The organism is Paenibacillus sp. L3-i20 (assembly GCF_022180385.2).
Lineage (GTDB): Bacteria > Bacillota > Bacilli > Paenibacillales > Paenibacillaceae > Pristimantibacillus.
This window is the reverse complement of sequence record NZ_BQME02000002.1, coordinates 2054750-2067500: the sequence shown is the minus strand read 5'-3', so window position 1 is coordinate 2067500 and position 12751 is coordinate 2054750. Positions and strand designations below refer to the sequence as shown.

7 protein-coding genes, 7 tRNA genes and 1 rRNA gene (1 of these 15 only partly in view) are annotated in these 12751 nt (G+C 39.8%); all 15 read left to right on the top strand.

Features of this window, described 5'->3' with window-relative positions; all coding sequences use genetic code 11:
- Positions 1 to 1251, top strand: a 23S ribosomal RNA gene (locus MFF31_RS23335) (it extends 1680 nt beyond the left edge of the window).
- A 139-nt stretch (positions 1252 to 1390) separates the two neighbouring features.
- A tRNA-Asn gene (locus tag MFF31_RS23330) sits at positions 1391 to 1466 on the top strand.
- A gap of 5 nt (positions 1467 to 1471) precedes the next feature.
- Positions 1472 to 1559, top strand: a tRNA-Ser gene (locus tag MFF31_RS23325).
- A 24-nt stretch (positions 1560 to 1583) separates the two neighbouring features.
- Positions 1584 to 1658: transfer RNA gene (locus tag MFF31_RS23320), tRNA-Glu, on the top strand.
- A gap of 15 nt (positions 1659 to 1673) precedes the next feature.
- Positions 1674 to 1750, top strand: a tRNA-Met gene (locus tag MFF31_RS23315).
- Between the two features lie 32 nt (positions 1751 to 1782).
- Positions 1783 to 1858, top strand: a tRNA-Thr gene (locus MFF31_RS23310).
- An 8-nt stretch (positions 1859 to 1866) separates the two neighbouring features.
- Positions 1867 to 1941, top strand: a tRNA-Gly gene (locus tag MFF31_RS23305).
- A gap of 9 nt (positions 1942 to 1950) precedes the next feature.
- Positions 1951 to 2027 (top strand) — tRNA-Pro (locus MFF31_RS23300).
- Positions 2028 to 2199: 172 nt separating this feature from the next.
- Positions 2200 to 3009 carry a delta-lactam-biosynthetic de-N-acetylase gene (gene pdaA, locus MFF31_RS23295; RefSeq protein WP_375541371.1) on the top strand — a complete coding sequence of 270 codons (810 nt, stop codon included), beginning with the start codon at positions 2200 to 2202 and terminating at the stop codon, positions 3007 to 3009.
- A 417-nt stretch (positions 3010 to 3426) separates the two neighbouring features.
- Complete coding sequence (locus MFF31_RS23290) at positions 3427 to 3699, top strand: phosphopantetheine-binding protein (protein WP_248565558.1); 273 nt, start codon at positions 3427 to 3429, stop codon at positions 3697 to 3699.
- Between the two features lie 50 nt (positions 3700 to 3749).
- On the top strand, positions 3750 to 5531 hold the full coding sequence (locus MFF31_RS23285) for an ABC transporter ATP-binding protein (RefSeq protein ID WP_238191460.1): 1782 nt from the start codon (positions 3750 to 3752) through the stop codon (positions 5529 to 5531).
- Positions 5532 to 7301, top strand: a complete 1770-nt coding sequence (locus MFF31_RS23280; protein WP_238191458.1) for an ABC transporter ATP-binding protein — start codon at positions 5532 to 5534, stop codon at positions 7299 to 7301.
- A 63-nt stretch (positions 7302 to 7364) separates the two neighbouring features.
- Positions 7365 to 9389: a carbamoyltransferase family protein gene (locus MFF31_RS23275; RefSeq protein WP_238191456.1), complete on the top strand. Its 2025-nt coding sequence runs from the start codon at positions 7365 to 7367 to the stop codon at positions 9387 to 9389.
- A 13-nt stretch (positions 9390 to 9402) separates the two neighbouring features.
- Positions 9403 to 10143 carry a thioesterase II family protein gene (locus MFF31_RS23270; RefSeq protein ID WP_238191455.1) on the top strand — a complete coding sequence of 247 codons (741 nt, stop codon included), beginning with the start codon at positions 9403 to 9405 and terminating at the stop codon, positions 10141 to 10143.
- 36 nt (positions 10144 to 10179) lie between these two features.
- Positions 10180 to 12747, top strand: a complete 2568-nt coding sequence (locus tag MFF31_RS23265; protein ID WP_238191454.1) for a non-ribosomal peptide synthetase — start codon at positions 10180 to 10182, stop codon at positions 12745 to 12747.
- Positions 12748 to 12751: the final 4 nt, after the last annotated feature.

Here is a 12751-nt window from a genome sequence, read left to right as displayed (position 1 = left end):
CAGAGCATGCTAAGGCGCGCGGAAGAACTCTCGTTAAGGAACTCGGCAAAATGACCCCGTAACTTCGGGAGAAGGGGTGCCTCGGTAGGGTTAATAGCCCGAGGGGGCCGCAGTGAATAGGCCCAATCGACTGTTTAGCAAAAACACAGGTCTGTGCGAAGCCGTAAGGCGAAGTATACGGGCTGACGCCTGCCCGGTGCTGGAAGGTTAAGGGGAGCGGTTAGGAGCAATCCGAAGCTGTGAACCGAAGCCCCAGTAAACGGCGGCCGTAACTATAACGGTCCTAAGGTAGCGAAATTCCTTGTCAGGTAAATTCTGACCCGCACGAATGGCGTAACGAATTGGGCGCTGTCTCAACGAGAGATCCGGTGAAATTTTAATACCTGTGAAGATGCAGGTTACCCGCGACAAGACGGAAAGACCCCATGGAGCTTTACTGCAGCTTGATATTGGACTTTGGTACGATCTGTACAGGATAGGTGGGAGCCATTGAAGCATGAGCGCCAGCTTGTGTGGAGGCGACGTTGGGATACCACCCTGATCGTATCGGAGTTCTAACCTACTACCGTGAAACCGGTAGAGGGACCGTGTCAGGCGGGCAGTTTGACTGGGGCGGTCGCCTCCTAAAATGTAACGGAGGCGCCCAAAGGTTCCCTCAGAATGGTTGGAAATCATTCGAAGAGTGCAAAGGCATAAGGGAGCTTGACTGCGAGACCTACAAGTCGAGCAGGGACGAAAGTCGGGCTTAGTGATCCGGTGGTACCGAATGGAAGGGCCATCGCTCAACGGATAAAAGCTACCCTGGGGATAACAGGCTTATCTCCCCCAAGAGTCCACATCGACGGGGAGGTTTGGCACCTCGATGTCGGCTCATCGCATCCTGGGGCTGAAGTAGGTCCCAAGGGTTGGGCTGTTCGCCCATTAAAGCGGTACGCGAGCTGGGTTCAGAACGTCGTGAGACAGTTCGGTCCCTATCTGTCGCGGGCGTAGGAAATTTGAGAGGAGCTGTCCTTAGTACGAGAGGACCGGGATGGACGTACCGCTGGTGTACCAGTTGTTCCGCCAGGAGCATAGCTGGGTAGCCAAGTACGGACGGGATAAACGCTGAAAGCATCTAAGCGTGAAGCCCCCCTCAAGATGAGATTTCCCAGTATGTAAGACCCCTTGAAGACGACGAGGTTGATAGGTTCGGGGTGGAAGTGCAGTAATGTACGGAGCTGACGAATACTAATCGGTCGAGGGCTTATCCTATAACGTTTGTATCGGTGTTTTCTTCCTTGTCGAAGACAATGAGAAAATTACCTGGGTCATACAACCTACAAACAACAGCTAAAGTAACTCAAGCTATTCTTTCGTATCCAGTTTTCAGGGCGCAAGCACTGAATTTTATTCCCTGATAGCTCAGTTGGTAGAGCACTCGACTGTTAATCGAGTTGTCACAGGTTCGAGTCCTGTTCGGGGAGCCAATCATGGAGAGATACCCAAGTGGCTCAAGGGGACCCTCTGCTAAGGGGTTAGACTGCGTAAGTGGTGCGAGGGTTCGAATCCCTCTCTCTCCGTTCTCTTTCTTAGCAAAATAGTATGGCCCGTTGGTCAAGTGGTTAAGACACCTCCCTTTCACGGAGGTAACAGGGGTTCGAGTCCCCTACGGGTCACCAACATTTTTTTAACGACGCGGGGTGGAGCAGCCCGGTAGCTCGTCGGGCTCATAACCCGAAGGCCGCAGGTTCAAATCCTGCCCCCGCAACCAATTACGATTAACTAAATAATCGTTACTAATGTGCCGTTGTAGCTCAACTGGTAGAGCAACTGACTTGTAATCAGTAGGTTGGGGGTTCAAGTCCTCTCGACGGCACCATTTTTTTTGCGGAAGTGGCTCAGCGGTAGAGCATCGCCTTGCCAAGGCGAGGGTCGCGGGTTCGATTCCCGTCTTCCGCTCCATAAAGTATTCGGGACGTAGCTCAGCTTGGTAGAGCACCTGGTTTGGGTCCAGGGGGTCGCATGTTCAAATCGTGTCGTCCCGACCATCTAATTAATATGTGGGAACTTCTTTTAAAAAGAAGTTCCCTTTTTTTTATTCCACGAAAACCTTGTTAAATAAACGAATGATTGTGAATCATCTAGGTAATAGTAAGAGCTACGAGCAACAATAACAGCTTTTGCATTATAATTGACGAGGGGAGTAAGAATTTATTGAGACTGAAAAAATTGCGGATCATTTCATGCTTTCTTATCGCAGCCTATTTTGTTTTATACGGAAGCGGTGTGAGTACGGTATTAGCACAGCCGAACGTATACCATTTTGGCTTCAAAAAAAGCGTGGCGGGAAAGTTACCTTCTATTGATGAGGAAGGTTTTAAACCGATCATTACAAAGCATGGAGCATTGTTTCTTGGTGATACAACTCGTAATGAACTATTTATGACCTTTGATAATGGTTATGAAAATGGTCTTACGCCTAAAATATTGGATGTATTGAATGAAAAAAAAGTACCAGCCACGTTTTTTGTAACAGGTCATTACATTAAGGATCAACCGGATCTGTTAAAGCGAATGGTGGATGAAGGACATATTATAGGCAACCATTCATGGAGTCATCCTGATATGACGCAACTCTCGGAGGAAATGATTCGGAATGAGCTTAAAAAGGTAAAAGAGCAGGTTCAGCTTATGACTGGTCAGCAGGAGATGGAATATTTGAGACCTCCGAGAGGTATATTTAACGAAAAAGTGCTTGCAGAAAGTAAAAACTGGGGTTACACCAGCGTATTCTGGTCCATCGCTTATAAAGACTGGGACGTGAGAGCTCAAAAGGGTGCACAATATGCATTTGAGCAGGTCACCAAACAATTTCATCCTGGTGCAATTTTATTGCTTCATTCTGTGTCCCAAGACAATGCAGATGCCCTTGGCAGCATAATAGATGAAGCAAGAAGGCAAGGTTATGAATTTAAAAGTTTACGCGATCTAAATATGACTCAACAATACGAAATAAAGCTGACCCCTTAAATACTGCGATAAATCTATTCACAAACTGCCTCTTACATGCAACAAGAAGAGGCTTTTTGTGCGTTATTGCGTTCTAAAGATTAATTACTGGAATAAATAAAAAGAAAATTTCAGCTAATGGGGAGCTTTAGCGAAGAAACACGGTATTAAAAGAAATACAGGTTTTATTCAGTTTTACAGATGCTATTGTGCAATTAATTGTAGAATGATATCGTTTAATATGCGTGACAGCTTCATGATCAAGCGTATTGCTATCCGACTACTCTCCTCCTTAAAATCAGCTTGTTCAATTTCACTGCACGATAAGCCATTTAAAAAATAAAATATCGTGCGGCCAGTTTCTTTACTGCATTAATAAGGGAGTGGATTAACGTTCTTAATTGAGAAGGGTGAACTTATTTTATTGTAGGAGGAATAATGATGAATGAGCAATTAGAAGTTATAAATGGAATTGAAATCAGATTTAATAAGGTTATGAAAAATTTTTTGGAGCAAGCAGTGGATGAAAGCATGATAGATATGAGCTTTATAGATCTTGGAATTAACTCTATTGCATTCATCAAGCTAATAGTTGCTCTTGAAGATGAGTTTGAGATTGAGTTTGAAGATATGAGCTTAGGAACTGAAAACTTCTCTACACTCAAGAGTCTAAGAGAATATATCGAAGTAATCATTAAAGAAAGCGCTTAAAACTCATAGTAGTAGTATATTTACTATTTTAATGAGGGAGGTGTTTAATTATGAAGGAAGCAAGACAACGGCCTGCACCTTCTCCTTTTCGAAGGATAATACCGTTTCTTATTCCTTATCGATTCTGGGTTATCGTTAAACTTGTTAGTATAATAGCTATCGCAGCTAATGATACCTTTTTAGTGTATTTGTTAAATATTTTAATCAATTCTTCTCTATCCGGCGATAATGAAAAATTAATTGTTGCAATACAATATATGCTTGTTTACATCGCAGTCGGAATTATAATGAATTTTCTTGAAATATATGCATCTGGTCGTTATAGCGCAGGTGTTGCACGTGATTTGCAAAATAAATTTAGTGCTCATATTGATAAATTGCCGATTTCCTACATGGAAGCAAATCATTCAGGGGACCTCGTTTCCCGAGTAACTAATGGAATTGCAGCGATTGAAAATTTTATTAAAAATGATCTTATGGGAATTGTATTTCAAGTTATTCGATTAAGCGCAAGCATTATCGTTATGTTATTTTTAAATTGGAAACTACTCATTTTTATTTTAATATTTCTGCCTCTTATGCTTATTCTAACGAATTACATTAGCCGTCCATTAAACGACTACTCCTCTAAACTTCAACTCAGCATAGCAAAGTCCAACACCGCTGTCCAAGAGACGATTAACGGCATTCATATGATTAAGACGTACAATCTAGTACAGACATTATTTAATAAATTCAAAGTTATACTTGATCAAATGTTGATAGAATCATTAAAGGTTGAGAAAAGGAAAGCAGCTATCGGCTCTGTAACTGTAGTTGCACAAACCCTTCCTTACTTATTATTTTTCCTACTTGGCGGATACATGGTCATAAAGGGTCAATTTACTACTGGCGGTCTAGTCGCATTTGCCCATTTGCTTACATATCTTGTCCCGGGCATCGCCGTTTTACCTAATTACTTTAGCAGTTACAAAATAACGGCTGGGGTAGCAGAGCATCTTTTCAACATTTTTGATGAAAAAAAGGAACGAACAGACGGTGGACGCCCTCTTATATTGCCTAATTCTCCTGCTTTACAGTTTGAAGGCGTTTCGTTTTCCTACGATGGGAATAAAAAAGCGTTGGATGATATTCATTTTACTTTGCAACAAGGAAGAATAGTTGCATTCGTGGGACCTAGCGGATCAGGGAAAACAACTATTTTTAAACTGATCACTGAATTTTATAATCACGAGAGCGGTTCTATTAAATTGTTTAATGAACCTCTCGCCAAATGGGAAATTTCATATGCACGATCACAAATGGCTTTGGTATCTCAAGAAACCTTCCTATTTACAGGGACTATAGCAGAAAATATAACTTGCGGTAGAAACGAGCTAAGTATGGAAGATGTAGAAAGAGCTGCGAAGATGGCTAATATTCACGATTATATTATGTCTTTACCGGATAAATACAACTCTTTAGTTGGAGAACGAGGGGTTAATCTATCTGGAGGCCAGAAGCAACGAATATCAATAGCTCGTGCAATAATTAAGGATGCCCCAATTCTGCTTTTGGATGAAGCGACTTCAGCGCTAGATACGGAATCAGAAATGTTAGTTCAAGAAGCAATTATGCGTATCATGAAAGACAAAACAGTAATTATTATCGCACATCGTTTGTCTACAATCATTGAAGCGGACGAAGTTATTGTGTTGAACGATGGTCGGATTGTTGAAAGTGGAACACATGCTGAACTGCTCTTTCAAGACGGTGCATACAAGAGATTATACAATAATCAACTTATTCATCAGGGGAAATCCCCTTCGGCGATAGCAGGGGAGGGAGCTTAGATGATGGCGAATAATAATCGTTCCGAAATTTCAAGGCTCGTAAAGTTAATCGCTCCAAGAAAAAAATCTTATTTGTTTGGATTAATCGGCATAAGCTTTATGGATTCGATATTAGCAATTGTGTTCCCTCTCTTGCTGAAGTTTGCACTTGATGCAATAGCTAACAAAAGTATGGATAATTTATTAACAATAACTTTTTGGTTCGCTTTAATTATTACGGGCCTTATGATTTTGACTCCACTATTTCAATATTTGTTCGGCAAGACAGTGAAGTCGATTATGATTGATTTCCGACTGTTCGTGTATCAGCACTTAGAGCGATTGCCTGTTTCTTATTTTGAAAATACCCATAGTGGTGACAGCATCTCTAGAGTAAATAGTGATCTAGGTGGTGTTGAAACGGCTTTAACTGAAAATTTGCGATTAATTTTATCATTAGTTATGACAGGAGTTTATTCAGCAATTGTGATGTTTTATCTAGATTGGCGATTTTCGTTAGCATTAATTGTAATGGGCATATTTTCGATCTACTTGAATGCTAGATTTGCAAAGCCATTACGTGCGATAAGTACTGCCATTCAAGAAAGTACAGCCAAACAGATGGAGCGATTAATGGACTCTATTGCTGGGACTCATGTAAGCCGTATATTCCAAGCTTCAGAAGTGATGATAAATAAGTATAAGGAAACGAATGAATGGTTAGCCAAATTATCCATATCACGATCCAAAAGGAACGCCACATTAAACAGTACAAATTTTTTGTTAATGTGGATCAATAACGGTGGAGTGTTTATTTTTGGTTCGCTAATGATTATCGAAGGTCTTGTTACAGTTGGAACGTTGTTTTCTTTAATTCTTTTGTTAGACCATGTAACGAATGTGTTTCGTCATTTGGGGAGTTTTTGGGCTAATTTGCAATCATCGCTTGCAGGGGCTACCCGAGTATTTGAACTATTGGATACAGACCTTGAGCCGGAAAGGCTTACATCGATAGATGATAACCACGATGACGTTAGAGCAGGTATGATTGATTTTCGTGAAGCGTCGTTTAGTTATGTTGATGGTGAAAGTACATTAAATGGTGTTAGTTTTAATGTGAAAAGAGGAGACCTAGTTGCCCTTGTTGGTCCAAGCGGGGGAGGCAAGAGTACGATCGTAAAGCTTATATTAGGTTTCTATCAACTCCGCGAAGGAGAAATTGCTGTAGATGGCAAACGAATTGATCATTATTCATTAGATGAATTGAGAGATCAAATCGCTTATGTTTCACAAGATGGTTATCTCTTCGAAGGGACGATTGAAGAGAATATAAGATATGGTCAAACAAATGCTACTTTCGAGGAAATTGTAGAGGCTGCTACAGCTGCATATGCGCATGATTTTATTATGGAGCAAGTAGACGGATATAAGACATTAGTTGGAGAACGGGGAGCGAGGTTGTCTGGAGGCCAACGTCAAAGAATAACGATTGCTAGAGCATTGTTAAAGAATGCTCCTATATTGTTGCTTGACGAGGCGACATCTGCACTTGACTCTGAATCCGAACAAGCAGTTCAACAAGGTCTTGAACGGTTAATGATAGGGAAAACGACTATGGCTATTGCTCATCGTCTGTCTACTATCAAACAAGCCGATATGATTTTGGTTATTGATAAAGGCAGTATAGTGGAACAAGGAACGCATGAGGAATTGTTGCAAATAGGCGGTGTTTACAGCCGTCTGCATGTTATGCAAGACAAAAAAAATGAACTGCAACATTTGGCAAATTAGAAAGCGGTTACAATAAATGTGCTGCAAAGTGTTGCTCGACTAACAATAGGTTGGAGGGTTATTATGCTAATCTTAAGTATTCATGGAGGACTGGAATATCCACATGAGGATCTAAAAACGTTTGATTATGGAAGGATTTCTCATGATTCTGCGGCGGTTCTAATAAAAGACGGTATTGTAGTTGCGGCAATTGAAGAAGAAAGACTGAGCAGAATTAAACATACTGGAAAAGCTCCTATTCATGCCATTAATTTCTGTTTACAGTCTTTTGGCGTTAGTTATGCAGATATTGATAAACTTGTGTTGTCCACAAGGGAACAAGAATGTGATCTCCTTATTCGAGATGATTTTTTTTACCGGGAATCTACCTTTAAAAATACAAAAGATTTACTGCTGGATATGATCTATAGATATGACGGGACGATATTTAATCGAGACAATATTGTTTTTGTCGATCATCATATCTGTCATGCTGCAAGTGCACATCATATGTCTGGTTTCGACCGAAGCTTGACTGTCACAATAGATGGTGAATCCAGAGAAGGTTATGCGGGATATGTAATTAGTGCAGAAGGCGGCAATTTCCAAGTGCTTGATCGCATATCCAACGATAATAGTTTGGGAGCTTTCTACATTGCAATAATTCGATTGTTAGGTTATCACCCGCACGATGAATATAAGGTTATGGGACTCGCCCCTTATGGCGATCCTAGCAAATTTAGAAGAATGCTGAAAAAAGCATATACGTTACTGCCAGAAGGAAAATTTAAAATAAATTATGCGTGGTCTACGGCACTTTTTGATTATATGAGTCCTAGAAAAAAAGGAGGGCCAATTACTCAGGAGCATAAGGATCTTGCCGCTGCGCTGCAAGAAGCATTAGAAACTATCGTTATGCACATGCTTACTTATTACCGGGAAGCGACAGGGCATACGAAGTTATGTATGTCAGGTGGTGTGGCGCATAACTGCTCAATGAATGGGAAAATATTGTATTCGGGTCTATTTGATGAAGTATTTGTTCAACCTGCTGCACATGATGCTGGCAACGCTCTGGGCGGGGCTTTATATGTGGCTGAAAAGCTGAATGAGGAAAATGGCAGAGGAAAACTGGATCACCTCTACTGGGGAACGTCTATTGCAGATAACGAAAGTTTAAGTAAGACACTAGAGGTTTGGAAAGGCTTTGTTAGTTTTAAGCAGGCAACTAATATTGCGGAATCTACCGCTTCATTGATTGCAGAAGGTTTGGTCATTGGTTGGGTACAAGGAAGATCGGAATTCGGACCGCGAGCACTGGGCAACCGCAGCATTCTAGCTGATCCAAGACCTGTTGAAAATAAAAGTATCATTAATGAAATGGTGAAGAAGAGAGAAGGCTACCGGCCATTTGCACCATCCATTCTAGAGGAATATGTGGATGAATATTATGATGTACCAAAAACAAAAGCTCCATTATCTTTTATGAATTTTGTTCTAAATGCTAGAGAAGAAAAACGCTCCTTGCTCGGCGCAGTCACCCACATTGATGGAACGGCACGAGTGCAGACTGTGTCGAAGGAGACGAATGACAGCTATTGGTCATTGATTAACGAATTTAGAAAACTGACAGATGTACCTGTTTTGCTGAATACATCTTTTAATAATAATGTAGAACCGATTGTAAACTCTGAAGAAGATGCAATTGTTAGCTTTTTAACAACCAATATACATCATTTAGTAATTGGCGATTATATAGTGGACAAGAAAGCAGTAGATAAAATGGATTATTTGCAGATGGTGCCGAAGAGGCCTTTTAATGCAGAACTAAAAAAGTCTGTAGGATATACAGAAGATGGAGCGAAGCAGACCACTCATGAAATAAGACTTCATTTTGGAAATAAGTACAAAAAGGACATTTCAATGGATGTCTTTCACATTTTAGAACAATCGGATGGGGTAAAAACATTAGGGGAACTGCTGGATCAATTTGGACATTCCAGTACGGAAACAGAAAAAATCATCGATGCCGTTATCGATCTTTGGTCGTTAAGATTAGTTAACTTAAGACCGTTTGAAAAAGTAGCGGTTGGAGCAGCGAAGGAGTGAAGGTGCAACGATAATGAATAAATTAAAATTGTTTACGTTTCCCTTTGCTGGAGGTTCATCGTTGTATTACTACAAATGGAAGAAGCAATTGAGCAGTTGTATTGAATTAAAGACTATCGAACTTGCAGGCAGGGGAAATCGATTAAAAGCGCCTTTTTATGAAACTTTCCACGATGCTGTTGAGGATCTATATGAGTTGATGATTAATGAAGTTCAAGATGATGCTCCTTTTGCTTTTTTTGGTCATAGCATGGGATGCCTGTTAAGTTATGAGTTAGCTCATATGTTGAAAGAACGTAGTAATAAGGAACCGAAAGTTATGTTTATGTCTGGAAGATGGGCACCCCATATTGAACGGGATGGGATGGTTGACTCTTCCTTTCCCGATGTTCAATTAAAAGCAAGACTATTGGAACTTGGAGGTACGACTGCAGAGCTTTTCGAAAATCAACAAATGGTAGAAGCGTTTATCCCAATATTGCGATCAGATTTTCTGCTCATGGAAACCTATACGTATAACGAAAATAGGGAACCACTCACAGCTGCGATTAATGTGGTCACAGGCAACAAAGATTATGACGTCAATCAAAGAGATTTGATTGAATGGCAAACCCATACAACAGGCGAGTTTTCAATACACAAGTTCAAAGGTGGTCATTTCTATATTAATGATAGTTTTGACAGCCTGCTTCAACATATCAATCGCACATTAGAAGGATATATACCAGCCAAGGATATTTCAGAAAAAATATAGCAGCTCGACAAATCATTTTTGATTGGGGTTTTTATCATGCAAAAGCATGGGCATTTGCAAGATATCTTTATCAGAAATAAAGCGATTACGGATTGTGGAATAACGTTTATTAATGGTTCAAACAAAGAAGTTTTTTTATCCTATCAGTCACTTTATGAACGAGCTATGCGCTTGCTCTGTGGATTGAGAGGAAATGGAATGCAGGCAGGGCAGGAATTGTTGTTTCAGATTGCGGACAACCAAACCTTTATAGAATACTTTTGGGCTTGCATTATGGGTCGTATCATTCCGGTGCCAATAACGTTAGGATACAACGATGAAACGAGATTAAAAGTGTTTAAAGTCTGGTCCAAATTAAATAATCCCTATTTATTAAGTGTTGGAAATGAAGTTGTGGAAGGGTTGAACAAATTTATTTTGGATAGTCCCTCGTATAGCGGGCAGTTGGACGAGATGAAGCAAAAAAATATTTATACTTCACAAATAGATATCAAAGAAGGACTATTTGAAATTATTGAGCCTGAACGTGATGATATTGCTTTTATACAGTTTTCTTCTGGCTCTACAGGTGATCCGAAGGGAGTAATTTTAACGCATCATAACTTGATATCGAATGCATATGCCATTGGTGAAAGGTGGGAAATTAAGCCGAAGGAAGCCGCATTAAGTTGGATGCCGCTAACGCATGACATGGGATTGATAGGCATGCATATTACGAATTCATTAGCACAGACCAATCAATATATAATGCCTGCTGATTTGTTTATAAGAAATCCACTGTTATGGATGGAGAAAACGAACGAACATCGAGTTAACTATTTATTTAGTCCAAACTTTGGTTACAATCACTTTTTAACTTTTTTTCATAGTGACCATGATTACAAATGGGATTTGTCTAATGTTCATTATATATGCAACGGAGCGGAGCCTATTTCGACGGTTATTACTGAGAAATTTTTGGACCAGATGGGCCGGTATGGATTGAAAAGTTCAGCTCTGAAGTCCGTATACGGTCTTGCAGAAGGTACTGTAGGGGTAAGTATGACGTATAGAGGCGAAAATTATAAATATGTTTCATTGGATCACAATTCAATACTTGTAGGACAGCCTGTCAATAAAGTGGATCGTCAAGATAATAGCAGTATTCTCTATGCCGATGTCGGATATCCTATCCAAAGTTGTGAGGTCAATATTACGGATAAGCAAGGGCAAGAGCTGGCAGACGAAACACTCGGTTATATCAGGATTCGAGGAGATAGTGTAACAAAAGGATATTATAACGACCCGGAAGCTTCAATTGAAATGATCGATCATAATGGCTGGTTAAATACTGGCGATTTAGGCTTTATGTATGAGGGACGACTCGTAGTTGTAGGGAGAGAAAAGGATGTTTTGTTTGTTAATGGGCAAAATGTTTTTTCGCATGATATTGAGAGAGTCGCCCAAGAAGTTGACGGCATAGAGTTAGGAAAAGTGGCAGCTTGCGGTGTTAGAAAACGATCTAGTAATAGGGATGAAGTACTCCTAGTTTTACAATTCAGGAAAAAGGAATTGAAACCATTTTATAAACTAGCAAAGCAGGTAGCAGATCATATCCATTATCGGTTGGGAATAATGATCGATTACGTATTGCCTGCAAGATCTATTCCAAAGACGACCAGCGGAAAGATACAACGTTATAAATTGGCTGGGCAATTTTTGAATGGTGAATTTGATTCAATTTTAACTGAATTAGAAATGATAAAAGCGGAGGAAATGGCGTTCGTTGCTGAACATACACAATATAAACTAGCTTATATTTGCAGGGATGTGTTGGGTCACAACATAGGTTTACATGAAAACTTTAATGATAGTGGTGGAAGTTCACTTGCACTAACGAAAATTATAGACGAAATGCAAAAACATTTTGGTATTGAAATTGCAATAACAGATTTGTATAAATACCCAACTATCGCAAAACTTACTCAATTTATTGATAGTGGCGAAAGTGTCCTTGTACCTTCCATTCGTATGCCAGGCAATTATTTTGATTCGAATAGCCATTCGGTAGAAACATTCGAAGCAGTACTTGATCAACGAACAACTAATGCAATTCAAAACATGGCTATATCATCTCAAGTGGATGTATGGGATGTTTTAGCATCTATATTTATATACGTGCTGAGAGAAGTTTCAGGAGAACATTTACTAACAGTTCAAATTGGCAAAGGGGAAGAACTATTTGGTTCCATTGATATAGATTTTGATCAATTTGATCATCTGGAGGATCTATTTACAAGTGTAAACTATGCAAAAAAAGATTATAAAAGCACGCAAAACTATGTAACAAAAGATTTTAAAAATAGACATCGGGATCATAACGAGCAAGGATTGATTCCGTATATAACACAATTTCCAACTTACGTTACTAGTCAATTAAAGGAATTATCTGATCTTTTGCTGGAGATCAAGGTTGAGAAAACACAAATCTCCTTTATATGTGACTATAACTTCCATCGATTAAATGAAGGTAAAGTTAAAGAACTATTAACACAATACATAACGCTGGTGACTGATATTTCTAATCAAGTTGACGATGCAGCACTTCCTACTCATTGCGTTTAGAAAG

Excerpts from the sequence above, each read along its gene's own strand:
- MFF31_RS23280 (WP_238191458.1), top strand. The coding sequence starts at position 5,532 with ATGATGGCGAATAATAATCGTTCCGAAATTTCAAGGCTCGTAAAGTTA.
- MFF31_RS23290 (WP_248565558.1), top strand. The coding sequence starts at position 3,427 with ATGATGAATGAGCAATTAGAAGTTATAAATGGAATTGAAATCAGATTT.
- MFF31_RS23265 (WP_238191454.1), top strand. The coding sequence starts at position 10,180 with ATGCAAAAGCATGGGCATTTGCAAGATATCTTTATCAGAAATAAAGCG.
- MFF31_RS23275 (WP_238191456.1), top strand. The coding sequence starts at position 7,365 with ATGCTAATCTTAAGTATTCATGGAGGACTGGAATATCCACATGAGGAT.
- MFF31_RS23285 (WP_238191460.1), top strand. The coding sequence starts at position 3,750 with ATGAAGGAAGCAAGACAACGGCCTGCACCTTCTCCTTTTCGAAGGATA.
- MFF31_RS23270 (WP_238191455.1), top strand. The coding sequence starts at position 9,403 with ATGAATAAATTAAAATTGTTTACGTTTCCCTTTGCTGGAGGTTCATCG.